This is a genomic window from Pigmentiphaga sp. NML030171 (genome assembly GCF_002188635.1).
Lineage (GTDB): Bacteria > Pseudomonadota > Gammaproteobacteria > Burkholderiales > Burkholderiaceae_B > Pigmentiphaga > Pigmentiphaga daeguensis.
On sequence record NZ_NINX01000035.1, the window covers coordinates 248,804 to 273,097 of the forward strand.

A 24,294-nucleotide genomic window follows, 5' to 3' on the forward strand; every position below is an offset into this window, starting at 1 on the left:
ACGGAAGAGCCTCCATGCGCCTGCTCACGCTGATAATCGCCCTGTTGCTGGTGCTGATCCAGTATCCGCTCTGGCTGGGCAAGGGCGGTTGGTTGCGCACCTGGGAACTCGAGCGCCAGCTCGACGCCCAGCGCCATACCAATGACGAGCTGCGCACGCGCAACGTCGCGCTCGACGCCGAAGTGCGCGACCTGAAGAGCGGGACCGACGCCATCGAGGAGCGGGCCCGCTACGAGCTCGGCATGCTGCGCCAGAACGAGGCCTTCGTGCAGATCGTCGACACCCCGCCGGCCGGCACCGTGCCGGCCAGCGCCGCCCAGCCGGCCGCCCGGCCGGCGGCTTCCACACCCGACCGGCGCTGACGCCAGGGACCATTCACAGGGCCCATTCCCGGCCTGTGCGAGCGGCCTTTAGCGGGAACAGACCCTACGGCGCCAGGATGTCCCGGTTCCTGCCGTGCTCGCGTGCCGCCGACTGCATGGGCATGGCGATCTCGCGGCGTATCACCAGCAGCCCCGCGGCGCGGGCCCGCCTGACGTAATCATCGGTTTCCGAAGCGTTCGCCAGCGACCGCAGCAGCGCGCGCATGCCCGGCAGGTAGGGGGCGTGCAGGTAGGTCAGCCGGAGCACGAGCGTATTCGCGTCGAACAGCGTCTGGCCCGAGCGTGGGCCGATGCCGCCGCGGTAGCGCGAAAAGTAGACGGTGTCGTGGTGCAGGCGCTGATAGTCGTAGTCGAGTTCGCGCGGTCCCGCCGCGCGTCCGGCCGGGAAGTCCTGGAAGCTGGCGGCAGTCGGGCTGAGTTGTTCGATCCGCGCCATCGGCAGGCCATGATGGCGGGCCCAGCCCGCCATGCGTGCCCTTGCCGCGGCCGACTGGTCGCCCGGACTGGCCAGGGCGGGGGTGCCCAAGGCGGGGGACAGGGCGCGTTCGAAAGCCTGGGCCATGGCGGCCGGATCGGCATGCGCCGCCGTTCCGGCCCGGGCGGCCTCGAACAGGGCATAGCCGACGGCCTGGCGTGTCAGCAGCCAGCGGCCCGTTTCGAAGGCCCCCAGGCCCGTCAATAGCAGGGGGATGGCGACGACCGTGAATTCGGCCATGGCGGCGCCGCGCTGGGAAAGCAGGGAAGGCATGGGCGGAGGGTCATTGCGGGCCCTCCAGCGTGCCTGCGCGCGGCCGGCACGTCGATTGTGGGAACCACGGCGGACCGCCGCCGCCTGGTTCCGGCTCTAGTGCCGGGCCTCGCTCTGGTGCCGCACCTTGGCCGACGCGTTGGCGAACAGTTCCGCGCAGTCGACCGGATCGAACTCGAAGCTCTTCACGCAGTAGTCGCAGTTGATCTGGACGCGGCCCTGCTCGGCCAGGATGTCGTCGATTTCCTCCTTGCCCAGGCGCAGCAGCACGTCGGCCACTTTTTCGCGCGAGCAGGTGCAGCGGTACGACACGCCCGCCGGCTCGAAGGTGCGCAGGGTCTCCTGCCAGTACAGGCGCCGGATCAGCGCGTCGGGCGTCAGCGTCAGCAATTCCTCGGACTTGATCGTCTCGGCCAGGATCTGCGCGCGTTCCCAGGTGTCTTCCGCGACCGAGGCCGGCGCGGGGTCGGTCGTCGTCTTGCCGCCCTGGCGGGGCAACTGTTGCAGCAGCACGCCGGCGGCGCAGCCGGTGTCGGCGGCGAGCCAGATGCGCGTCTGCAACTGCTCGGAGGCCAGCATGTAGTGTTCCAGCGCCTGGGCCACCGATTCGCCCTGCAGGGCGACGATGCCCTGGTAGGGTTGTTGGCCGGGCAGGCGGTCCTGCGGATCCAGCACCACCGAGAAGCGGCCGCCGCCGTGGGGGTTCAGCAGGCTCTGGAACGTGCCGTCGTCAGGTACCGCGTGGCCTTCGCGCAGCTTGACGGTCGCCCGCATGCCCAGGTCGGCGTGGCATTCCACGACGACCAGGCCGATGGGGCCGTCGCCCTGCAATTGCAGCACCACGGTGCCGTTGAACTTGATGTTGGCGGCCAGCAGCGCGCTGGCCGCGACGAGTTCGCCGAGCAGCTTCTGGATGGCGGGCGGATAGTCGTGCCGTGCCTGGATTTCCCTCCAGGTATCGCGTATGGACACGACTTCGGCCCGGACCGTCTGGTCCTCGAACAGGTATTTCTTGAGTTGGTCGGACAAGACGGCTTCCTCGGAAAAAAATGGGGCAGCAGCGGGCGCCTGGACCGGCCATTCTACAATGCACCCCATGACTGCTGAATTGGAACTGCGGCAGGCCGCCTGCGCGCTGCTGGTCCTGGATGATCCCGCCGGGAAGGCCGCCGGCACCCGCGAATTGGCAGCCACGCCTGTATATGTGGACGCCGGCCGCGTCTTGCAAGAGCCCGTGGGAGTGCCCGGCCGGCCGGCGCGGCCGCCGCTGGTGTCGCCGCGCGACGTGCCGGGACGGGGAGTGGCCTCGGTCGAGGCGCGGGCGGCGCTGCTGCACGCACTGGCCCACATCGAGTTCAACGCGATCAACCTCGCGCTGGATGCGGTCTGGCGTTTCGCCGGCATGCCGGACGAGTACTACCTGGACTGGCTCAAGGTCGCCGGCGAGGAAGCCCTGCATTTCTCGCTGCTGGCCGACCACCTGCGCATCCTGGGCCACGCCTACGGCGATTTTCCGGCCCACGACGGGCTATGGCAGATGGCCGAGCGGACCCGGCTCGATCCGCTGGCCCGGATGGCGCTGGTGCCGCGCACGCTGGAAGCCCGGGGCCTGGACGTGAGCCCGGCGATACGGGCCAAGCTGGCGGGGGCCGGGGACGAGGCGGCGGCCGGCATCCTGGACATCATCCTGCGCGACGAGATCGGCCACGTGGCCATCGGCAATCGCTGGTACCGGTATCTGTGCGAGCGCGAGGGCGTCGATCCCGTGGACCATTACGCGGTGCTGGCCCGGCGCCATGACGCGCCGGGGCAGTTCGGGCCGTTCAATCTTCCCGCCCGCCGGGCGGCCGGCTTCACGGAAGCGGAGCTGCGCTCGCTGGAGCAGTCGGCCATTTCCGGCCGCGATCGTCCTCGATCTGCCTGAGCGCCTGGCGCCGGATCTTGCCGGACGGCGTCAGCGGCAGGGCTTCGACGAATTCGATGTCCTTGGGCGCGCCGTCCGTGCCCAACTGGCCGCAGGCATGCGCCAGCAGGGCCTCCCGCAGGGCTGCCTCGCGGGCGGCCTTGTCCTGTTCCGGCACAGCCTGGGCGACGACATAGGCCTTGATGCCGCTGCCATCCGGCGTCGGCACGACCACCGCCTCGGCCACGTCGGGGTGCCGGGTCAGACAGTCCTCGATCGGTCCCGGCGCGACCAGGCGGTTGCCCAGCTGGAACATCTCGTCCAGGCGTCCCACGTACCACAGGTAGCCGTCGGCATCCTGCCGGGCAAGGTCGCCCGTGCGGTGCCAGGTGCCGCTGACCGGGCGCCCGGTTTCCTCGCCCCGCCAGTAGCCGGCGAAGAAGGAAGGATCGGGATGGCCGTGGATGTCGTAGCGATTGACGGCGATCTCGCCGTGTTCTCCGGTGGCGACCGGCCGGCCCAGCGCGTCGACGATGGCGATCTGGTGGCCGGGGTAGGGCTTGCCCAGGCTGCCCGCCCGGGCGGGCCATTTCTGGCTGCTTTGGCCGATGATCGTGCCGATCTCGACCTGGCTGAAGGTTTCGTTGGGTTCGATCCCCAGCGCGGCCCTGCATTGTTCGAACAGCGCCGCGCCGAGCGAGGTATCGGTGGCCGTGATGGCGCGCAGGGCCAGCCGATGGCGTTCCGCGGGGCGCGGCACGGCCTTGAGCAGCCGCCGCAGGTCGCGGGTGGTAAGGGCGACGTTGGTGACGCGGTAGCGTTCCAGCAGGGCGAACGTGGCTTCGGGATCCGGCGGCCGGCGCATACCCACCATCGGCTGGCCGAAATACAGGCCCGGCAGGACCGCGCCGAACAGGCCGTGGGGGCTGCCCCATTCGGATGCCGTCCACAGGACGTCGGCAGGCTGGGGAAACCAGTTCTGGGCGGCCACGAAGCCGGGCAGGTTGCCTATCAGGGTGGCATGGGGCAGGACCACGCCCTTGGGCACGCTGCCCGCGCCCGCCGTATAAAGCAGCAGCGCGGGGTCCGAGGCCGAGGTGGGATGCATGTCGAAGGCGCTTTCCTGGCGAGCGAGCAGCGTGCGCCAGGAAAGGACCCGCTCGTCGTCCAGGTCGATGCCGACCGTCTGGCGCAGCAGGGGGCAATGCTCGGTGGCCGGCAGCAGTGCCGCGGCCGCGGCGCCGTCGACGATGGCGATCCGGGCTTCGCTGTCGCGCAGCCGCTGTTCGTAGGTCTGGGCGTTCAGCGCGACCGACAGCGGAACGGTGATGGCGCCCATCTGGTAGACGGCGATATGGGCGACGATGGCTTCGGGGCGCTGGGGCAGGGCGATGGCCACGCGGTCGCCGCGTTGCACGCCCATGCGGCGCAGGCCATTGGAGAAACGGTTGGCGTATTCGTGCAGGCGGCCGTAGGTCCAGACTTCGCGCCGTCCTTCGGCATCTTCCGCGTAGATCGCGATGCGGCGGGCATCGGCGCTGGTGACGGTCCAGCGGCGGCAGCAGACATCGGCGATGTTCAGGCGTTGCGGGACCCACCAACGGAACGTGGTGTAGAGTGCCTGGTACTGGTCTTCCATAACCCTCCGCTGGATTCAGGATCTGGTCCGGCCAGGTCGGCGGACGGGGTTTGCTGCGTTATATGGCAATCATTACTGACCTGACCGATAACCGCAATGGCTTTGGTGCTGCCGGCGCAGGAGCAGGGCACCACTCCGGCCCGCGTTTTTCGCGGGTTTTCCCTCAATTTCCCCTAATTGTCGATAAATGATCATGTACGAGCCGCTAGTCGCCCCGCGATCGGAGTATCTGGAAGTTCGGGGTTTGCGTCACCATTTTCGTCATTGGGGCGACAATGGCGCCCCGTTGCTGCTGGCCCTTCACGGCTGGATGGACTCGTCGGCTTCGTTCCAGTTCGTGGCCGACCGGCTGGCTCGCAGGTTCCATATCGTGGCGCCAGACTGGCGCGGCTTCGGCAGGACGCAATGGGGTGGGGGAGATTCCTACGAGGTGGGCGAATACCTGGGCGATCTCGACGCTTTTTGCCGTCATCTTTCGCCTTCCGGCCCGCTTTTGCTGCTGGGACACAGCATGGGCGGCAACATGGCGATGCTGTATGCCGGCGTGCGCCCCGACCGGGTGGCGGCAGTGGTCAACCTGGAAGGGCTGGGCCTGGCGGCGCAGCCGGCCGAGGCGGCGCCGGGCAGGCTGCGCCAGTGGTTGGACCAGATCGCGGCCGGCGCGCGGCTGGCGGACTACGACAGTCCGCAAACCTACGCCCAGCGCCTGATGCGGGACAATCCCGGGCTGGACGCCGGTAAAGCGCTTTTCCTGGCCCGCGAGAACGGCTGCCCCGACGGGGAACGGTGGCGGCTGCGCGCCGATCCCGCCCACAAGATCGTCAATCGCGTTCTTTATCGGCTGGAGGAGGTGCTGGCCTGCTGGCGCGGGATCGCGGCGCCGGTGCTGTGGGTCGAGGCGGCAGACAGCGCCGTCCGCGCCAGGGCTTGGGCCGAACCGGGCTACGAGGACAGGCTGGCCTGCGTTGCTTCGCTGCAACGGGCGCTGGTGGAGGATGCCGGCCACATGCTGCATCAGGAGCGTCCGGACGAGGTGGCGCAACTCGTAGCAGATTTCCTGGCGCGGGCGGCGACGGTGCCGGACGGCCGTCCTACAATGTGAACATGGAACCCGCCCTGAACGTCGATCTGCACTGCCACTCCCAGGTGTCGGACGGCATGCTGCCGCCGGCCGGCCTGGCGGCGCGTGCACGCCGCAACGGCGTCGACGTGCTGGCGCTGACAGACCACGACGAGGTCGGCGGACTGCACGAGGCCGCGGCGGCCTCGCGGGAACTGGGGATGCGCTTCGTCCCGGGGGTGGAAATCTCGGTCACCTGGGCCGGCGAAACGGTCCACATCGTGGGCCTGGGCGTCGATCCCGATGACGCGGTCCTGGTCGAGGGGCTGCGCGACACCCGTTCCGGCCGCGAGCGCCGCGCCCGCGAAATGGCGGCGCAACTGGCAGCGGTCGGCATCCCGGGCGCCTTCGAGGGGGCGCTGGTCCATGTCGGCAACCCGCAACTCATCAGCCGCACCCATTTCGCGCGTTTCCTGGTCGAGCGCGGCGTGTGCAAGGACGTGGGCGAGGTCTTCCAGAACTACCTGGTGGAAGGCAAGCCCGGCTACGTGCCCATGCGCTGGGCCACGCTGCCCGATGCCGTGGGGTGGATACGAGGCGCCGGCGGCGTGGCTGCCATCGCCCACCCGGGCCGCTATCCCTACACGCCGCTGCAGTTCCATGCGCTGTACGACGAATTCCTGCAACTGGGCGGAGTCGGCATCGAGGTCGTCACCGGCAGCCATACGCCCGACCAATACCGCGAGTACGCCGAGGTCGCCGTGCGCTACGGCTTCCTGGCTTCGCGCGGCTCGGATTTCCACGGTCCCGAGGAAAGCCGGGTAGACCTGGGCTGCCTGCCGCCCCTGCCCGCGCACCTGACGCCCATCTGGCACGACTGGTTTTGAGCTCCATGAACAAGGCTTTTGTCAAAGAATCCGAGGGCCAGGAGGACGACGACCTGCCCGAGCACCTGGCCCTGCCGGCCGGGGTACGCAATTACATGACGCCCGACGGCTACGCGCGCCTGCGCGGGGAACTGGTCCACCTGATGAACGTGGAGCGGCCGTCCGTGGTCCAGATCGTGTCGTGGGCCGCGTCCAATGGCGACCGATCCGAGAATGGGGACTATCTGTACGGCAAGAAGCGCCTGCGCGAGATCGATCGCCGCATGCGCTTCCTGACCCGCCGCCTGGACATCGCCGAAGTGGTGGACACCTCCGCGCAGCCCAATCGTGACCAGGTGTTCTTCGGCGCCACGGTCACCTACATGGACCGCGCCGGCGAGGAGCACACCGTGACCATCGTGGGCGTGGACGAGGCCGAACCGCTGCAAGGGCGGATCAGCTGGATCTCGCCCGTGGCGCGCGCCCTGATCAAGGCGCGCGAAGGCGACACGGTCGTGCTGCGCACGCCGTCGGGTGTGGATGAACTGGAAATCCTGGAAGTGCGCTATCCCGATCCGGCGCCGCAGTAGCGGGCCGGTCAGCCCTTGACGCGGATGATGCGCTGGACCTGCGGCACGCGCCGAAGGTGGCGGATGACCTGGGCCAGGTGCTGCCGGCTTTCCACCTGGATGGTGAAGTGCACCGCCACGGTGGACGACGCCTCGTCCTGCATGGAGACGTGGGTGATGTTGGCGTCCGAGGCCGAGATCTCGGCCGCCACGCGGCCCAGCACTCCGCGCTCCTGGCGCAGCACGACATCGATGCGGACGTTGAAGTGGCGCGAGGTCTGGTCGTCCCAGGCGACGTCCAGCCACCGTTCCGGTTCGCGGGCGCGCTGGCGCCGGGCATTGGGGCAGTCTTCGGTGTGGACCACCAGGCCGTGGCCCAGGCGCACGTAGGCGACGATGGCATCCCCGGGGATGGGCGTGCAGCAGGGCGCCAGCTGCACGGCCAGGCCTTCGTTGCCCTGGATGCGTATGGGCGAGGCGGTGCCCTGTTCCGTGTAGCGTTCCACCTGCTCGGCGGTGGTCGAGATGGGATCGCCCTCGGGCATGAAGCGGCGCGCAACCACCGCAGCGAGCCGTTTGCCCAGCCCGATGTCGGCCAGGATCTCGTCGCGCGAGCGCGCGCCGCTGCCGCGCGCCAGCTTGTCCCAGATCGGGTCGGTGCTGTCCGGCATCGGCATGTTCATGGATTTCAGCGCCTGGCCCAGCAGACGTTCGCCGAAGCTGACGGATTCCTCGTACTTGACCGTGCGCAGGTAGTGGCGGATTTCCGAGCGCGCCTTGCCGGTGCGCACGAAGTTCAGCCACTGGGCGTTGGGGCGGGAATGCTCGGCGGTGACGATCTCGACCGCATCGCCGCTCTTGAGCTCGGTGCGCAGCGGCACGAACTCGCCGTTGACCTTGGCGGCCACCGTCTGGTTGCCCACGTCGGTGTGGATGCTGTAGGCGAAATCGATGGGCGTGGCGCCGCGCGGCAGCGAAATGATCTTGCCGCGGGGCGTGAAGACGTAGACCGCATCGGGGAAGAGGTCCACCTTGACGTGTTCGAGGAACTCGCTGCTGTCCCCGGTCTGGCGCTGGATGTCCAGCAGCGATTGCAGCCACTGGTGAGTGCGCTTTTGCAGGTCGTTCAGGTCGACGTCGGAGGTCTTGTACAGCCAGTGCGCCGCCACGCCGCTCTCGGCCACCTGGTTCATGTCGCGCGTGCGGATCTGGAACTCGACCGGCGTCCCGTAGGGGCCCACCAGCGTCGTGTGCAGCGACTGGTAGCCGTTGACCTTGGGAATGGCGATGTAGTCCTTGAACTTGCCCGGCACCGGCCGGAACAGCTGGTGCAGCGTGCCCAGCGCCAGATAGCACTCGGGCTGCGAATTGACCACGATGCGAAAGCCGTAGATGTCCAGCACTTCCGAGAACGATTTCTTCTGCTCCAGCATCTTGGTGTAGATGCCGTACAGGTTCTTCTCGCGGCCGTTGACCTCGGCCTCGATACCGGCGGCGGGCAGCGCCGCGCGCACGGCTTCCTGGATCTTGCCCACCAGTTCGCGGCGGTTGCCGCGCGCGGCCAGCACCGCCTTGCGCAGCACCATGTAGCGGTGGTGATACATCGCCTCGAAGCAGAGTTCCTGCAGTTCGCGGTAGATGATGTTCAGCCCCAGGCGGTGGGCGATGGGCGAATAGATCTCCAGCGTTTCGCGCGCCACGCGGCGGCGTTTCTCGTGGCTGACGGCGCCCAGCGTGCGCATGTTGTGCAGCCGGTCGGCCAGCTTGATCAGGATGACGCGTACGTCGCGCGCCATGGCCAGCAGCATCTTGCGGAAGCTCTCGGCCTGCTGCTCGGCCTTGCTGGCGAACTCCAGCCGGTCCAGCTTGGACAGTCCGTCGACCAGGTCGGCGACCTCGGTGCCGAAGCGTTCGATCAGCTCCTGCTTGGTGACCCCCTGGTCTTCCATGACGTCGTGGAGCAGGGCGGCCATCAGCGCCGCCGCATCCAGCTTCCAGGCGGCGCAGATTTCGGTGACGGCGATGGGGTGCGAGATGTAGGGCTCGCCACTGGCGCGGAACTGGCCCAGGTGCGCTTCGTCGGAGAAACGGTAGGCTTCGCGCACCCGGCGGACGTCTTCCGGGCTCAGGTACTGCGAAATGGTTTCGGCCAGCGGGGCGAACGACACGCCGGCGGGGGCCGGCGCCGGACCGGCTGAGGCAAGCGCCTGTGCGCCGGCGGCGGCAGCAACTGCTGTCGGTGTCCCGGAATTGCTTCCGGGACGCGAGGAAGAGACTGGAAATCCCATGGTCGCCTCAGGAGGAGCGTCCCCGGGAGGACCGGGCCGCTCCGGGCATCGCCGGCATACGTGCCGGCGGCAAGACCATCATGGTCTTGTCAATCAGGTGGGGACCTTTTTCAGCATTTCCACTCCGGTCACCCCGGAAGCGACCTCTCGCAGCGCGGTCACGGTCGGCTTGTCCTTGCTATCGAGCTTGGGGGCGTGGCCCTGGGCCAATTGCCGGGCGCGATAGGTCGCCACGAGGGTCAGTTTGAACCGGTTCGGAATTTGCTTCAAGCAGTCTTCTACGGTGATACGTGCCATGAGGGTCCCTGAAAGCTGTGCGTACTGGACGCGAATCAAAGCGGTGCGGAAGTTTGCGGAATGCCCAGTTGCGAAAACAGGCTGGCATGCCGGGCTGCCTGAGAACGAAAACGCAGCCTGGCGGCGGTAACGATCGTCGTCATGTCGGCCAAGGCTGCGCTAAAGTCTTGATTAATAATAACATATTCGAATTCGGGGGCATGCGCGAACTCGCCCCCCGCCGCCAGCAGCCGCCGCGCGATCACGTGGGGCTCGTCCTGGCCGCGTTCGTGCAGCCGCGTTTCCAGGGCTTCGATGGACGGTGGAAGAATGAAGATGCCTATGGCTTCGGGGAACTTGGCGCGCACCTGGCGGGCTCCCTGCCAGTCGATTTCCAGCAGGACGTCGTTGCCCGCCTCGGTCTGGCGCTCGATCCAGCTGCGCGGCGTGCCGTAGAAATTCCCGTGTACCTCGGCCCATTCGAGCAGGTCGTCGTCGCGCTGCATCTTCTCGAAGGCGGGCACGTTGACGAAGTGGTATTCCTTGCCGTCGGTCTCGCCCGGCCGGGGCGGGCGGGTAGTGCAGGAAATGGACAAGCGGATTTCGGGTCTGGCCTTGAGCAGGGCGTTGACCAGGCTGGACTTGCCGGCGCCGCTGGGCGCGACGACCATGAAGACGTTACCGGCGCGTGGAGGCATGAATCGCTGCGGAATACAAAGGGACATTATACCCCCTACGCCCCTACGGGCGCCCCCCAGGGGGCGATGCGGGTGGACCGGCGGAGCCGGATCCACCGCATCCTGGGTCTTCAGGGTGTCTCGGTTGTTTTGATCCAGGGCACAGCGGATCCGGCTCCGCCGGTCCGCCAGTGCCGCCCCCCTGGGGGGGCGCGCGTTAGCGCGTAGGGGGGGTACTCATCTTCTGGTTGTTGGTCTGCAGCGCCTTGATGATGGCGTCCACGCCGCCCTGCGAGCCGATGGAGGCGAACTGGTCGCGATAGTTCTGGATGAACCAGACGCCCATGACGTTCAGGTCGTAGATCTTCCAGCCCTGGGCGCTTTTCTCCAGCCGGTAGTCGACCGGGATGGGGTCGCGCTGTCCGTCGGTGACCGTGGTGCGCACGACGACGTCGGTGGCGTTGGGCTCGGCGCGGAAGGGGCGCATGTCGACGCGGGCCTGCGGGGTGATGGCGGAGACCGACCCGCCGTAGGTGCGCACCAGCATGTTGCGGAATTCCTTCACGAGCGAGCTGCGCTGCTCGGGCGTGGCCTGGCGCCAATAGCGGCCCACCGCCAGCCGGGTGGTCTTCTCGAAGTCCACGTAGGGCAGGATCAGTTCGTCGATCGCCTGGTTGATCTTCTCGGGCGAGCCGGATTTCAGCTCCTGGTCCTTGCGGATGCGGTCCAGCACGTTGTTGGCAGCCTTCTGGATGATCACGTTGGGCGGGTCCTGCGGGTCGGGCGCCTGCGCGCGGGCCTGGCCGGCGGCGAAGAAGGCGAGGGCCAGCGCGGTGGCCCAGCAGGCGAGCCAGGCCAGGCGGTGGCGGATCGGGGCGAGGGCTTGGGGGGCGGGGCGCGAGTCGAGCATGGAATCTCCCTGGACGGACGGCGGCCGGAGGCCGTCGGTATGTATTGGAGGGTATATCACGTCCGGTGTTCCGGACGACTGAAACAGAATGCTGCGAAGGCCGGGGGCGGCGGATGGCGCCGTGTCGCTGTGCTATGTTTTCCGATCCTTTCCTTCCTTTCCCCGCGGACCGCGCCATGACCTCGACCTCCACTTCCGCCATACGGCTCGTCAAGCGCTACGACGTGCGCGATTTCTTCCGCAAACCGGAACGTTCCAGCTATCGCATCTCGCCCGACGGCCGGCACTTGGCCTTCCTGGCGCCTGCCCAGGGCCGCCAGAACGTCCACGTGCAGGCGCTGGACGAGCAGGGCGTCCCCACCGGCCCGGCGCGGGCGCTGACCGGGGAAGCCGAGCGGGACGTGGGCGGGTTCCTCTGGAAGGGGCCGGCCCATATCCTGTACGTCAAGGATTTCGGCGGCGACGAGAACTTCCACCTGTTGTCGGTGCCGCTGGACGGCGCGTCCGAACCGACCGACCTCACCCCCTACGACGGCGTGCGGGCCGACGTGGTGGACGACCTGATCGACGACGACGCGCACGTGCTGCTGTCGCACAACCGGCGGGACCCCCAGGTGTTCGACGTGTTCCGCGTCGAGGTGGCCACCGGGAAGGAAGAGCTGATCGCGCAGAACCCCGGCAACATCACCGGCTGGGCCACGGACCACGATGGCCGGCTGAGGCTGGCGGTGGCCACGGACGGGGTCAACAATACCTTGCTCTATCGCGATACCGAGGCCGAGGAGTTCCGCCCCATCCTGACCACGGATTTCAAGGAAAGCGTCGCGCCGCTATTCTTCACGTTCGACAACAAGCGCATCTACGTCAGCTCCAACCGCGGCCGGGACAAGGCCGCGCTGTTCGAATTCGATCCGCACACCGCGCGCGAAGGCGCGCTGATATTCGAGCATCCCGAGGTCGACGTCTCGGGGCTGGCCTACTCGCACCGGCGCAAGGTCCTGACCGAGATCGGCTATGTGACCTGGAAGGCCCAGCGCCAGGTGCTTGATCCGGCCACCGCCGAGATCTACGCCGACCTGGAAAGCCAACTGCGCGGCTACGAGGTCGCGCTGCAGAGCGAGACGCGCGACGAGACACGTTTCGTCGTGGCGGCCTACAACGACCGCACCCAGGGAGCGCGCTACCTGTACGACGCCGCCTCGCGCAAGCTGACCAAGCTGGGCGAGATCCAGCCGTGGCTGCTGGAACGCGACATGGCGCCGATGAAGCCCGTGCGCTATACCGCCCGCGATGGCTTGAAGATCGACGGCTATCTGACGCTGCCGGTGGGCGTGACGCCGCGCAACCTGCCGGTCGTCATCCATCCCCATGGCGGGCCGTGGGCGCGCGATACCTGGGGCTACAACCCCGAAGTCCAGTTCCTGGCCAACCGCGGCTATGCCGTACTGCAGATGAATTTCCGGGGCTCGACCGGCTACGGGCGCAAGTTCTGGGAGGCCTCGTTCAGGCAGTGGGGCCGGGCCATGCAGGACGACATCACCGACGGCGTCGAATGGCTCAAGCGCGAAGGCATCGCCGACCCCGGGCGCATCGCCATCTACGGCGGCAGCTACGGCGGCTACGCGACGCTGGCGGGCATCGCCTTCACGCCGGACCTGTACGCGGCGGCCGTGGACTACGTGGGAGTCTCGAACCTCTTCACGTTCATGAATACCATTCCGCCGTACTGGAAGCCTTTCCTGGATTCCATGCACGAGATGGTGGGCGATCCCGAGCGGGACAAGGACATGCTGCACGCGGCGTCGCCGGTGTTCTTCGTCGACCGCATCAAGGCGCCGCTGTTCGTGGCGCAGGGGGCGAAGGACCCGCGCGTCAACAAGGACGAGAGCGACCAGATCGTGGCCGCGTTGCGCGCGCGTGGCGTGGAAGTCGAATACATGGTCAAGGACAACGAAGGGCACGGCTTCCACAACGAGGAGAACCAGTTCGAGTTCTACGCCGCGATGGAAGCGTTCCTGGCCAAATACCTGTAGGCCCTAGTCGATCAGCCCGGCCAGCGCCGCGCGCCATTCGTCGACGCGGCCAAGGTAGCGGCCGGTATCCAGCAGCCGGTAGCGGCCATTGCGTTCCAGCGCGAAGGTCGGGAAGCCCTGGCCGCCGGCGTGGGCAAGCAGGGCGCGGCTTTCGGCGATGTGGTCGCGTGTCGGCTGGCCTTTGCGCGCCGCATAGGCGGCTTCGAAGGCCGGCCGATCCAGGCCGATGTCGGCCGCCATCTCGGTCAGCACCCCGGCGTCGGCGATGCGCCGGCCTTCCACGTAATGGGCGCGTTGCAGCCGGGCCAGCAGGTCCAGGTCGCGTCCTTCGCCGCCCGCGTCGAGTGCAGCCAGGATGGCGGTGATGGGCGGTTCGGAATCGAACACCGCATCGTGGTCGCGCAGCAGGCCATCGAAATAGGCCTGGCCGAAAGGCTGGCCGGTCATGGCCGCGATGCGCCGGTCGTGCGGCATGACGTAGTTGCGCAGGCGGTCGGTCACGGGCTGTCGGTTGCTGCCGGCCATCATGCCGCCGCCGTGCGCGGTCACGGGCAGCAGGTGGCGGGCCGCGGCCATCAAGGGGGCCGAGGCATAGCACCAGCCGCAGAAGGGATCGTAGATGTAGTGAAGCCTGGTCGTTTCCATGATGGGCTTGGGGGACGCATGCGTCCGGATTTTCGCCAGGTGCCAGGATAATTACAAAAAACGATAGTAAAAACCGTAGAATCAAGAATTATTTGTTGCCGGAACCGGTCAGGTATGGACAGACTCAGCGCGATGCGCGTATTCGTCGAAGTAGTCGACCGGGGCAGCCAGTCCGCGGCGGCCGAGGCGCTGGAATTGTCCCGGCCGGCCGTCTCGCGCTATCTGGCCGAACTGGAGGAATGGGTGGGGGCCCGGCTGCTGCACCGGACCACGCGCAGGCTGAGCCTGACGCCGCCCGGCGCCGAGGTGCTGGCCCGCTGCCGCCAGATGCTGGAACTGGAAGGGGACATGCGCGCCGCCGTGTCCAGCCCGGACAGCGCGCCGCGCGGCGTGCTGCGCGTGACGGCGAGCACGTCCTTCGGGCAGGCCCACCTGGCGCCGGCCATCGTCGACTACACCCGCCAATACCCCGACGTGGCCGTGGACATGGTCATGGCGGACCGCACCGTCAACCTGGTCGACGAACGCATCGACCTCGCGCTGCGCGTCACCAACGACCTCGATCCCAACCTGATCGCGCGCCGGCTGACGGCATGCCGCTCGGTGCTGTGCGCCTCGCCCGACTACCTGAGCCACCACGGCACGCCGGGCAGGCTGGAGGAACTCGGCCTGCACAATTGCCTGACCCATTCGTACACCGGCAAGAGCCTGTGGCACTTCGTTCGCGCCGGCGCGCCGGTGTCCGTCGCGGTGGGCGGGAACATCAGCTCCAACGAAGCGACCACGCTGGTCGAGGCGGCCGTGTGCGGGGCCGGCATCGCGATGCTGCCGACCTATGCGGTGGGCGGGCTGGTGCGCGCGGAACGCCTGCGGGTGCTGCTGCCCGATGCGCCGCCGCGCGACATGACCCTGTACGGCGTCTACACCTCGCGCAAGCACATGCCGCCCACGTTGCGCACGCTGCTCGATTTCCTGGCGCAGCGCTTTTCGGATCCGCCGGCCTGGGACGCCGAACTGCAGGACATCCTGGCCGCGCAGGCCGCGCGCGGCCGGCGCGGCGCAAGCCGTCACCAGTAGCCGGTCGTGACCGCGGGCGTGTCCGCGTCCTCCCGCCCCGGGCGGGCGGGACGGGCGCCGCGTCCTATGCCGTAGTAGGCCAGCCCGCAGCTTTCCACGTATTCGGGGTCGTACAGGTTGCGGCCGTCGAAGATCGCGCGGGACTTGAGCCGGCCCGCCAGCCCGCGGAAATCGGGCGACTTGAACTCGCGCCATTCGGTCACCACGGTCAGCACGTCGGCGCCTTCGCAGGCCGCCAGCGCGTTGGGGACGATGACCAGGCCGGGGTGGTCGATCGCGCGGCGCGCGTTGTCGGCGGCGACCGGATCGTACGCGCGCACGGTCGCGCCGTCGGCCAGCAGCTCGCGCACCAGCGCGAGGCTGGGCGCCTCGCGTATGTCATCGGTATTGGGCTTGAAGGCCAGGCCCCACAGCGCGACGCAGCGGCCGTGCAGCGACGGGCCCAGGTGCCGGCGTATCTTCGCCGCCATGACGCGCTTCTGTTCCTCGTTCACCCGCTGCACGCTGTCCAGCAACGGCGTCGATTCGCCATGGTCGGCCGCCAGCCGGGCCAGCGCCTGGATGTCTTTCGGAAAGCACGATCCGCCGTAGCCCACGCCTGCGTACAGGAAGTGGTGGCCGATGCGGGGATCGGCGCCGGCGCCGTGGCGCACCGCCTCGATGTCCGCGCCGACTTTCTCGGCGATCCTGGCCAACTCGTTCATCAGCGAGATGCGCGTGGCCAGCATGACGTTGGACGCGTATTTCGTGAATTCGGCCGAGCGCACGTCGGTGTGGATCAGCCGGTCGCGATTGCGGTTGTAGGGGGCGTACAGAGCCGCCATCAGCCGCAGCGCGCGGGCGTCCTCGGTGCCGATCACGATCCGGTCGGGACGTTGGAAGTCGTCGACCGCGCTGCCTTCCTTCAGGAACTCCGGGTTCGAGGCGACCGAGACGCGCCACGGGGCGCCGCGCTCGCGCAGGGTTTCCTCGATCAGTGCCTGCACGCGGTGGCAGGTGCCGACGGGCACGGTCGATTTCACGACGACGACCATGTCGCGCGGGATCGCCCGGCCCAGGGCCGCGCTGGCCTCGAGCACGTGGCCCAGGTCCGCCGAGCCGTCCTCGTCCGCCGGCGTGCCGACCGCGATGAAGACGATCTCGGCATCGCTCAGTGCCGAGGGCAGGTCATCGGTGAAGGCCAGGCGTCCTGCCTGCGCGTTGTGCGCGGCCATCTCGGCCAGCCCGGGTTCGAAGAAGGGGATGCCCCCGCCGCGCAGCACGCGCAGGCGCTCGGTATTGCGTTCGACGCAGACGACGCGGTTGCCCACGTCGGCCAGGCACGCACCGGTAACCAGGCCGACGTAGCCGGCCCCTATGATCGCGAGATTCATGTCCCGATTTATATCGGGCGCGCATTGCAATCTGCTGACAAAGGCCTGTCACGGCGGCGCAACGGAACGGTGCGCTAGCGGCTGCGCTGGAACCAGAGCATGGACAGCACGCAGGCCAGGGTCAGCAGGACGACCGCCGCCGCGCTCAGCAGGGCGCTGAGTTCGGTTTCCTTGCGTTCCATCGAGAACTTGGCGTTGAGATTGCGGTATACCGAACTCAGGTCGGCCTCGGAGCTGGCCAGGAAATACTCGCCTCCCGTCATCTGCGCGACCGTGCGCAGCGTGGGTTCGTCCAGTCTTGCGAAGAACGACCAGCCCTCGTCGCCGATGGGCGCGCCCTGCTGGGTGCCGAAACCCACGGTGTAGACGCGCACCCCCCGTTCGGCGGCCATGCGCGCGGCGTCCAGCGGGTCGGGGCCGGTGGTGCGCCGGCCGTCGCTGAGCAGGATGATGGTGCCCGAGGTGTACGAGCCCGGCAGCACCGGTTGCAAGGTCTTCTGTTTTTTCTTGGCCGCCTCGGCGGCGGCCGCCTGGTCGAGCGGTACGGCGCGGCGCCCGGCGCGGACGGACGGGGTTTCGAAGATGACCGATTCCAGGTCGATGCCGTCGTCGGGGAACAGCATGGACAGGGCCAGGATCAGCCCGCTTCCGGTGGCGGTGGCGCGCTGCAGCTGGAAACGATCGATGGCTTCGATCATGTCCTGCCGGTTGTCCGTGGGCGTCTGCACGACCGCGGCGGTACCGGCGAACGAGACGATGCCCAGCCGCACGTTGGACGGCAGCTCGGAGATGAAGCGCTTGGCCGCCATCTGCGCCGCCACCAGACGGTTGGGGGCGATGTCGGCGGCCTGCATGCTGCGCGAGACATCCACCGCCAGGACGACGGTGAGGGTGTCCGAGGGCAGGGTGACGGTCGCGGTGGGACGCGCGCACGCCAGCAGCGCCGCCGACATCGCCAGCAGGAACAGCAGCGGCGGGATGTGGCGCCGCAGCCGCTGGCCGGGACCGATGGCGGCCTTGGCCAGGCTCAGGCTGGCATACCGGATGGCCGCCTTCTTGCGGCGGGCCAGCGCGTACAGGTAGAGGGCTACGAGCAGGGGAACGAGGAGCTGCAGCCAGAGAAGATCGGGCCAGAGAAACCGCATGAGTGCTCCTTGGCGCGCGGGAGTGTGCAACGTTGTCTTTAGTATGCCCATGAACCCTTGCGGCGGTAAAGGTATCCGCCCATGGCCGTCGTTTAAGTGTTACCTTATTTTGGCCGGGCCCTCGTTCGATTGAACCGGGGGCGGTCCGGGCTGTCAGCCTTGAATACCCCAAGGGAATTCGGGCGCGCCCGGACGCGGGACCGCATTCCGTGAAGAACGCCAAGCTGGACGGTAGTGATGAAACGGGTTGCCCTATACAGCAGGACCGCCAGGCCCCCTTCGGTCGATGCCGCGCCGAAGGCCGAGGCCGATCAGGCGCGCCGGCCGGGATGGCCGGGCCGGCTCCGGAACTGGACGGCCAGGCACCGCACCGCTTTCTTCGGCCTGGCCTTGCTCGTCGTTGCGGGCGGCCTGGTTTTCGTTTTGTTGCAACCTAAACAAAGGCAGCTGACCCAGGACGACATCGATTCCGCGGTCCTGCACACCCTGCAGAACAAGACCCTGCCCTCGCGTCCGGCCAAGGCGGCCGAGGCCGTGCGCCAGTCGGTGGTGCAGATACGCGGTTACGGCGACGAGGAAGAAGCGCAGGACGGCGGCGCGAAGAAGGCCAAGCCGGCCGCGCCTCCGGGCGCCAAGCCCAAGGCGGGCGGCAAGTCCAGGGGCAAGGACAGGCAGACGGCCAGGAACGAGGAAGGCAACGCACCCAGGCATGAAGGCAGCATCGGTTCGGGCGTGGTCATCGTCGACAGCGGCGTGATCCTGACCAACTTCCACGTCATCTCGGGTTCCAGGCGCCTGAAGGTCACCTTCTTCGACGGCTACGAGGCCGATGCCGACGTGGTCGCCATCCAGCCGGACAAGGACCTGGCCGTCATCCGCGCCAAGTCCGTGCCCGACGACCTGCCCGCCGCCACGCTGGGGTCCAGCCTGGATCTCGCGCCGGGAGACGAGGTCGTGGCGGTGGGCTTTCCGTTCGGCATCGGGCCGTCGGTGTCGTCCGGCGTGGTCTCGGGCCTGAACCGCGAATTCGTCTCGGCCGAGGGGCGGCACGTCCTGACGCGGCTGATCCAGTTCGATGCGGCGGCCAACCCGGGCAACTCCGGCGGACCGCTGGTCAACATGAACGGCGAGGTGGTCGGCATCGTCACCGCCATCCTCAACCCGACCAACGCCGGGACCTTCGTCGGCATCGGCTTCGCCACCACGATAGAAAGCGCCGGCAGCGCGGTCGGCATGCCCCCCTTCTGACTCTCCACGACAGGACGCCTATGAACGACAAGCCCATGAGTGCCGTAGACAGCGCCAACCTGATGGAACGGCTGCTGTACGAGGTCAAGCGCGTGGTGGTGGGGCAGGACCACTTCCTGGAGCGGGTGCTGGTGGCCATCCTGGCCCAGGGGCATTTGCTGGTGGAAGGCGTGCCGGGCCTGGCCAAGACGCTGACCGTCAACACGCTGGCCAAGACCATACGAGGCTCGTTCAAGCGCATCCAGTTCACCCCGGACCTGCTGCCGGCGGACCTGGTGGGTACGCGCATGTACAACCAGCGCACCGGGGATTTCTCCACGGTGCTGGGTCCGGTCTTCGCCAACCTGCTGCTGGCCGACGAGATCAACCGCGCGCCGGCCAAGGTGCAGAGCGCGCTGCTGGAGGTCATGCAGGAGCGGCAGGTCACCATCGCGGGCGAAACCCACAAGGTGCCGTCGCCGTTCCTCGTGATGGCCACCCAGAACCCGATCGAGACCGAGGGCACGTATCCCTTGCCCGAGGCGCAGGTCGACCGCTTCATGATGAAGGTCATCGTCGGCTATCCGAGCGAGGAAGAGGAGTTCGTGATCGTCGACCGGGTCACGGGGCCGCCGGTGCAGGTGCAGCCGGTCGCGGTCACCGAGCAGCTCACGCAATTGCAGGCGGAGTGCCGCAAGGTGTACGTCGATCCCGGCCTCGTGCAGTACGCGGTGAAGGTAGTGGCCGCCACGCGCCGGCCCGAGGCCTACGGGCTGTCCGACCTGTCGCGCTACCTGACCTTCGGCGCGAGCCCGCGGGCCACCATCAACCTGGTCGAAGGGGCGCGCGCGCTCGCTTTCCTGCGCGGACGGCACTATGCGCTGCCCGAGGACCTGGTCGACCTGATTCCCGACGTGCTGCGGCACCGGCTGGTGCTGTCATACGAGGCGCTGTCCGACGGGCTCGGGTCCGACCAGATCATCACGCGCATCCTCCAGACCTTGCCGGCCCCGGAGCGGCCATTGGATTCGCATGTTCGGGTTGCGGCGGTTCAGTAAGCGGCCGGCCGAGCCGGCCAACGACGCGGCGGTCGCGTCGGTTCCTGCCAAGGGCGAGGCCGAGGAGCTGCTGCGCCGCCTGGAGTGGACGGTCATCCGCCGCCTGGACGGCGCACTGCAGGGCGACTATCGCACCTTGTTCCGGGGCTTCGGCCTGGACCTGGCTGACCTGCGCGAATACCAGGCGGGCGACGACGTGCGCCACATCGACTGGAACGTCACGGCGCGGCTGCAATCGCCGCACGTGCGCGAATTCCAGGAGGACCGCGAGGTATCGGCATGGTTCCTGCTGGATCTGTCGGGCTCGGTCGATTTCGGCTCGGCCGGCGTGCGCAAGCGGGCGGTGCTGACCAGCTTCGTGGCCGTGCTGGCGCGGCTGCTGACGCGTTATGGCAACCGCGTCGGCGCGGTCCTGTACGGTGGCCAGGGCGAGGGCTCGATTCCCGCACGCACCGGCCGGCGCCACGTGCTGCACGTGCTGGACCGCATCGGCGCGCTGCGGGCCGACGGCAAGTCGGGCGAGACACGGCTGGGCGACCTGCTGGAGCGTTCGCTGTCGGCCATAGGCAGGCGCTCGGTGGTGTTCGTGGTCTCGGACTTCATCAGCGCGCCGGGCTGGGAGCAGACGCTGGGCGTGCTGGCCCAGCGCCACGAGGTCGTCGCGGTGCGTCTGTACGACCCGCTGGAGCAGGCCTTGCCCGATCTGGGCCTGGTGGTGCTGCAGGATGCCGAGACCGGCGAACAGCTTTTCGTCGATACCCACGATCCCGGCTTCCGACGGCGCTTCGCCGCCGCTGCCACGGAGCGCGAGACGGCGCTGCGCAAGGCCCTGGCCGAGGCGGGCGTGGATTGCCTGGAACTGGCCACCGACGAGCGGCTGGACCGGGCACTGCTGCATTTCATGCGGCTGCGCCGCCGGCGCAGCCAGCTCGTGGGTGGACTGAACGGGCCCTGGGCCCGAGACATCTGAACCGGGAAGCATCTGCATGGAGAACCTGCCCGCCCTGACTTTCCTGTGGCCCAAGATGCTGTGGCTGCTGGTGCTGGTCCCGCCGCTGGCGTTCTGCTATTGGCGGCTGGACCGCCTGCGCCGCGGCATGGCCCTGCGCTATCCCGCACTGGACGTCGTGGGCGCCAGCGTCCGGCCGTCCCGGCTGCGGCGCGTCCTGCCGCCGCTGTTGCTGCTGCTCGGGCTGTGCTCGCTCATCGTCGCGATGGCCCGGCCGCAGGCACTGATGATGCTGCCCTCGCGGCTGGAGACCGTGGTGCTGGCCATGGACATGTCGGGCAGCATGCGGGCCGACGACATCAAGCCCACCCGCATCTTCGCGGCCCAGCGGGCGGCCAAGGAGTTCGTCGACGGCCAGCCGGCCAACGTCAGCGTGTCGGTGGTCGCGGTAGCCGGCGCGGCGGCCGTGGTGCAGTCGCCCACGCGCAAGCGCGAGGACGTGATCGCCGCCATCGAGCGCTTGGAGCCCCAGCGCGGCACCGCGCTCGGCAGCGGCCTGATCATCGCGCTGGCAACGGTGTTGCCCAATGCGGGTATCGACGTCGAGCGCTTCCTGGACGGCGGCAGCGCCCGGGGGCCGACATCGCCGGACCTGTCAGCCGCGGGGCGGGGCGACGCGGCGGTTCCGGGTTCGTACCCGTCCGGGGCCATCGTGCTGCTGTCCGACGGCCAGAACAACACCGGGCCCGATGCGCTGAAGGCGGCCGAGGTCGCCGCCGGATATGGCGTGCGGATATTCACAGTGGGCATCGGGACGCCCGAGGGCACGACGCTGTCGGCCGACGGCTGGTCCATGCGCGTGCGGCTGGACGAGGACGTGCTGAAGAAGGTGGCCGACATGACCGGCGCGCAGTATTTCCAGGCCCAGGACGCGGGCGAGCTCAGGAAGGTATATCGCTCGCTCAGTGCGCGGCTGGCGTTCGACAAGCGCGACGTGGTCGAGGTCACGGCATTGTTCACCGCGCTGGGCGCCTTGCTGGCAGTGCTGTCGGGCCTGCTGTCGCTGTGGTGGTTCGGCCGCGTGCAATAGGGAGGCTCGGCCGCGGTGTCATGACCATGTCATGTCCGTGTAGCAAAAAGAGGCGTTGGCCCGACCTTTCCAAGCGCCCCATGAGCTACCAGCCGATTTCCGACCACCACGAAGAACTGATGCAGCGCATCCACCGCGACCTGATCGACAGCTACGACGAAGAGCTGGAGATCGAATTCGAGGACCGCGAGTGGGACGCCGACGGCCAGCCCGCCCGGGTGGAAGAGGACCGCGACGCACGCCGCCGATATTTCCGCGAACTGTTCCGGCTCCAGGCCGAACTGGTCAAGCTGCAGGACTGGGTCGTGCACACCCGGCACAAGGTTGTCATCATTTTCGAGGGCCGCGACGCGGCGGGAAAAGGGGGCGTGATCAAGCGCATCACCCAGCGCCTGAATCCCCGGGTGTGCCGGGTGGCCGCGCTGCCCGCGCCCAACGACCGCGAACGCACGCAGTGGTATTTCCAGCGCTACGTATCGCACCTGCCCGCAGCGGGCGAAATCGTGCTGTTCGACCGCAGCTGGTACAACCGCGCCGGCGTCGAGCGGGTGATGGGCTTCTGCAACGACGACGAGTACGAGGAGTTCTTCCGCTCGGTGCCCGAGTTCGAGCGCATGCTGGTTCGGTCGGGCATACAGCTGGTCAAGTACTGGTTCTCGATCACCGACGACGAGCAGCACCTGCGCTTCCTGGGCCGTATCCACGATCCCCTGAAGCAGTGGAAGCTCAGCCCCATGGACCTGGAGTCCCGCCGGCGCTGGGAGGACTACACCCGGGCGAAGGAAATCATGCTCGAGCGCACGCACATCGACGAGGCGCCGTGGTGGGTGGTGCAGGCCGTGGACAAGAAGAAGGCCAGGCTCAACTGCATCGACCATTTGCTGAGCCTGGTTCCCTATCACGATATTCCCCATCCCCACATCGACCTGCCCCATCGCGTGCGCCACGAGGACTACATCCGGCGGCCGGTGCCCGACAGCATGATGGTGCCCGAGCGCTACTGAGCGGCGGCGCGCCGTTCGCGTTATCCTGCCCATGGCGGCCCCTCGGGGCCGATGGACGCAAGGCCATGGACAAGAACAATTTCCTGAAGATGATCGCCGCCGGCCGCGACAATGCGCTGCTGCGGTTCACGCTGGGCAATCTCTACCTGGAAGAGGACGATGCCGCCTCGGCCGCCGAACACCTGCGGCGCGCGGTCGACCTGGATGCCGGCTATGCCGCCGCGTGGAAGCAGCTCGGCAAGGCCCTGCTGGCACTGGGCCGCGAGGACGAGGCCCGCGCGGCCTGGGCCGACGGCATCGCGGCAGCCTCCGCCAAGGGCAGCGTGCAGGCGGTCAAGGAAATGCAGGTGCAGTTGCGGCGGCTGGACAAGAAGCGGCAGCAGCCCTTTTGAGGCGTCTTTCGGCAGGAAGGCGATCTAGGCGGGCGCGTCGACGAGCCGCGCCAGTTGCCATAGGGACTCCGCGGTCGGCGCCATGTCCACGTGCTGCCTGTACAGGCGGATCTCGGCGGCGACATGCCACGAGGCATCGCCGGCTTCCACCAGCCGCCCTTGGGCCAGCGCCGGCGCCGCCAGGCTGCGAGGCAGCCAGGCCACGCCCCGGCCTTCCAGGGCCAGGGCTTCCAGCAGCAGCGCATGCGGCGCGGTGAATACCGGATGCAGCCGCGGGTCGCGCGCCGCGGCGCCCAGGCCGGTGCGCAGGATGCGCCCCAGGCCCGAGGCTTCGCCGTAGGCCAGCAGCGGGATGGGGGCGTCCTGGCGCAGGTCGTGGCGGGGGGAGCCCGAGGGCGTGGGGGCGCACACGGGGACCAGCGTATCGTCCGCCAGCCGCACCACGGGACAGGCGGCCTCGTCCAGCCGGCCGGGAAGCGCGGGGTGGGCGTGGCACAGCAGGAACTGGACCTTGCGCTGGAGCATCAGTTCTTCGCAGGCGGCCGTGCCGTCGGCCATCATCTCGACCGCACCCAGTTGCAGGCTGCCTTCCAGGCGCGCCAGCCACCCGGGCAGGAAGGACAGCGACAGGGCGTGCGTGACCGCGATGCGCAGGCTGGCCACGCTCTGGTCATGTGCCATGCGGGCCTTGATGCGGGCGGCCACCAGCCTGGCCAGCACGTCTTCCACCAGGGGCAGGAAGCGCCTGCCGGCGGCGGTGAGCGTGGCCGGGTGCGCGCCGCGGTCGACCAGGTCGGCGCCCACCCATTCCTCCAGCGCGCGTATGTGCCGGCTGAACGCAGGCTGCGCGATGGCGCGGGCTTCGGCCGCGCGCGAGAAGTTGCCGCTGTCGGCCAGCGCGACGAAATCTTCCAGCCATTCCAGGTCCAGGGGGCGATTGTCCGGTCCCATCGTGGGGTGTCGTCTCCGCGATAGTTGTATG

General features: G+C 68.4%; 24 protein-coding genes. 13 read left to right on the forward strand and 11 right to left on the reverse strand.

Annotation, left to right across the window (positions count from 1 at the left end; translation table 11 throughout):
* Positions 1-14: 14 nt before the first annotated feature.
* The gene (gene ftsB, locus CDO46_RS15880; protein ID WP_087839434.1) at positions 15-362 is read left to right on the forward strand and encodes a cell division protein FtsB; all 348 of its coding nucleotides are present in this window, start codon (positions 15-17) and stop codon (positions 360-362) included.
* Between the two features lie 64 nt (positions 363-426).
* Here ftsB and CDO46_RS15885 read toward each other — a convergent pair whose 3' ends face one another.
* Positions 427-1,131 (reverse strand): TadE/TadG family type IV pilus assembly protein, encoded by a 705-nt coding sequence (locus CDO46_RS15885; protein WP_087839435.1) that lies wholly within the window; start codon positions 1,129-1,131, stop codon positions 427-429.
* A 96-nt stretch (positions 1,132-1,227) separates the two neighbouring features.
* On the reverse strand, positions 1,228-2,160 hold the full coding sequence (gene hslO / locus CDO46_RS15890) for an Hsp33 family molecular chaperone HslO (RefSeq protein ID WP_087839436.1): 933 nt from the start codon (positions 2,158-2,160) through the stop codon (positions 1,228-1,230).
* A gap of 67 nt (positions 2,161-2,227) precedes the next feature.
* Here hslO and CDO46_RS15895 point away from each other — a divergent pair, with 67 nt between their 5' ends.
* A complete protein-coding gene (locus CDO46_RS15895) occupies positions 2,228-3,055 on the forward strand; it encodes a ferritin-like domain-containing protein (protein WP_087839437.1) in 828 nt (275 codons plus the stop codon).
* Here the strand turns inward: CDO46_RS15895 and CDO46_RS15900 are convergent.
* Positions 2,985-4,673, reverse strand: a complete 1,689-nt coding sequence (locus CDO46_RS15900; RefSeq protein WP_087839438.1) for an acyl-CoA synthetase — start codon at positions 4,671-4,673, stop codon at positions 2,985-2,987. The genes CDO46_RS15895 and CDO46_RS15900 overlap by 71 nt on opposite strands.
* A gap of 286 nt (positions 4,674-4,959) precedes the next feature.
* Here CDO46_RS15900 and CDO46_RS15905 point away from each other — a divergent pair, with 286 nt between their 5' ends.
* Genes CDO46_RS15905 through greB form a run of 3 tightly spaced genes read left to right on the forward strand, consistent with a single transcriptional unit; the run spans position 4,960 to position 7,189 of the window.
* Positions 4,960-5,775, forward strand: a complete 816-nt coding sequence (locus CDO46_RS15905) for an alpha/beta fold hydrolase (RefSeq protein WP_254914617.1) — start codon at positions 4,960-4,962, stop codon at positions 5,773-5,775.
* Positions 5,772-6,620, forward strand: a complete 849-nt coding sequence (locus CDO46_RS15910; protein WP_165963207.1) for a 3',5'-nucleoside bisphosphate phosphatase — start codon at positions 5,772-5,774, stop codon at positions 6,618-6,620. Before CDO46_RS15905 ends, CDO46_RS15910 begins: the two co-directional genes overlap by 4 nt.
* Positions 6,621-6,625: 5 nt before the next feature.
* A complete protein-coding gene (gene greB, locus CDO46_RS15915; RefSeq protein ID WP_087839441.1) occupies positions 6,626-7,189 on the forward strand; it encodes a transcription elongation factor GreB in 564 nt (187 codons plus the stop codon).
* Positions 7,190-7,197: 8 nt separating this feature from the next.
* On the opposite strand, the gene CDO46_RS15920 is transcribed toward greB, so the two are convergent.
* The 4 genes from CDO46_RS15920 to CDO46_RS15935 form a co-directional block, all read right to left on the reverse strand.
* Entirely contained in the window at positions 7,198-9,336 is a 2,139-nt protein-coding gene (locus CDO46_RS15920; RefSeq protein WP_243724562.1) for a bifunctional (p)ppGpp synthetase/guanosine-3',5'-bis(diphosphate) 3'-pyrophosphohydrolase, read from the reverse strand.
* A 213-nt stretch (positions 9,337-9,549) separates the two neighbouring features.
* Positions 9,550-9,753, reverse strand: a complete 204-nt coding sequence (gene rpoZ / locus CDO46_RS15925) for a DNA-directed RNA polymerase subunit omega (protein WP_087839443.1) — start codon at positions 9,751-9,753, stop codon at positions 9,550-9,552.
* A gap of 35 nt (positions 9,754-9,788) precedes the next feature.
* Complete coding sequence (gene gmk, locus CDO46_RS15930) at positions 9,789-10,430, reverse strand: guanylate kinase (RefSeq protein ID WP_087839444.1); 642 nt, start codon at positions 10,428-10,430, stop codon at positions 9,789-9,791.
* A 196-nt stretch (positions 10,431-10,626) separates the two neighbouring features.
* Positions 10,627-11,319, reverse strand: a complete 693-nt coding sequence (locus tag CDO46_RS15935) for a phospholipid-binding protein MlaC (RefSeq protein WP_087839445.1) — start codon at positions 11,317-11,319, stop codon at positions 10,627-10,629.
* Between the two features lie 176 nt (positions 11,320-11,495).
* Between CDO46_RS15935 and CDO46_RS15940 the strand changes: the two genes are divergently transcribed.
* Positions 11,496-13,352: a S9 family peptidase gene (locus CDO46_RS15940; protein WP_243724563.1), complete on the forward strand. Its 1,857-nt coding sequence runs from the start codon at positions 11,496-11,498 to the stop codon at positions 13,350-13,352.
* Between the two features lie 3 nt (positions 13,353-13,355).
* On the opposite strand, the gene CDO46_RS15945 is transcribed toward CDO46_RS15940, so the two are convergent.
* On the reverse strand, positions 13,356-13,997 hold the full coding sequence (locus tag CDO46_RS15945) for a DsbA family protein (RefSeq protein WP_087839447.1): 642 nt from the start codon (positions 13,995-13,997) through the stop codon (positions 13,356-13,358).
* Positions 13,998-14,111: 114 nt separating this feature from the next.
* Here CDO46_RS15945 and CDO46_RS15950 point away from each other — a divergent pair, with 114 nt between their 5' ends.
* A complete protein-coding gene (locus CDO46_RS15950; protein WP_087839448.1) occupies positions 14,112-15,074 on the forward strand; it encodes a LysR family transcriptional regulator in 963 nt (320 codons plus the stop codon).
* On the opposite strand, the gene CDO46_RS15955 is transcribed toward CDO46_RS15950, so the two are convergent.
* Together CDO46_RS15955 and CDO46_RS15960 are read right to left on the reverse strand one after the other, a co-directional pair.
* A complete protein-coding gene (locus CDO46_RS15955) occupies positions 15,065-16,447 on the reverse strand; it encodes a UDP-glucose/GDP-mannose dehydrogenase family protein (protein WP_087839449.1) in 1,383 nt (460 codons plus the stop codon). The genes CDO46_RS15950 and CDO46_RS15955 overlap by 10 nt on opposite strands.
* Positions 16,448-16,521: 74 nt before the next feature.
* Complete coding sequence (locus CDO46_RS15960) at positions 16,522-17,592, reverse strand: VWA domain-containing protein (RefSeq protein WP_087839450.1); 1,071 nt, start codon at positions 17,590-17,592, stop codon at positions 16,522-16,524.
* Positions 17,593-17,829: 237 nt separating this feature from the next.
* On the opposite strand from CDO46_RS15960, the gene CDO46_RS15965 reads away from it, so the two are divergent.
* The 6 genes from CDO46_RS15965 (at position 17,830) to CDO46_RS15990 (ending at position 23,312) form a co-directional block, all read left to right on the forward strand.
* Positions 17,830-18,840 carry a S1C family serine protease gene (locus CDO46_RS15965; protein WP_087839451.1) on the forward strand — a complete coding sequence of 337 codons (1,011 nt, stop codon included), beginning with the start codon at positions 17,830-17,832 and terminating at the stop codon, positions 18,838-18,840.
* 20 nt (positions 18,841-18,860) lie between these two features.
* Entirely contained in the window at positions 18,861-19,877 is a 1,017-nt protein-coding gene (locus tag CDO46_RS15970) for a MoxR family ATPase (protein ID WP_087839452.1), read from the forward strand.
* Complete coding sequence (locus CDO46_RS15975) at positions 19,852-20,847, forward strand: DUF58 domain-containing protein (protein ID WP_087839453.1); 996 nt, start codon at positions 19,852-19,854, stop codon at positions 20,845-20,847. The genes CDO46_RS15970 and CDO46_RS15975 overlap by 26 nt, the downstream gene beginning before the upstream one ends.
* A 16-nt stretch (positions 20,848-20,863) precedes the next feature.
* Positions 20,864-21,916, forward strand: a complete 1,053-nt coding sequence (locus CDO46_RS15980; protein ID WP_087839454.1) for a VWA domain-containing protein — start codon at positions 20,864-20,866, stop codon at positions 21,914-21,916.
* A gap of 80 nt (positions 21,917-21,996) precedes the next feature.
* Positions 21,997-22,920 carry a polyphosphate kinase 2 gene (gene ppk2, locus CDO46_RS15985; protein ID WP_087839455.1) on the forward strand — a complete coding sequence of 308 codons (924 nt, stop codon included), beginning with the start codon at positions 21,997-21,999 and terminating at the stop codon, positions 22,918-22,920.
* 65 nt (positions 22,921-22,985) lie between these two features.
* Positions 22,986-23,312: a tetratricopeptide repeat protein gene (locus CDO46_RS15990; protein WP_087839456.1), complete on the forward strand. Its 327-nt coding sequence runs from the start codon at positions 22,986-22,988 to the stop codon at positions 23,310-23,312.
* A 24-nt stretch (positions 23,313-23,336) separates the two neighbouring features.
* On the opposite strand, the gene CDO46_RS15995 is transcribed toward CDO46_RS15990, so the two are convergent.
* A complete protein-coding gene (locus tag CDO46_RS15995) occupies positions 23,337-24,263 on the reverse strand; it encodes a LysR family transcriptional regulator (RefSeq protein WP_087839457.1) in 927 nt (308 codons plus the stop codon).
* Between the last annotated feature and the right edge of the window lie 31 nt (positions 24,264-24,294).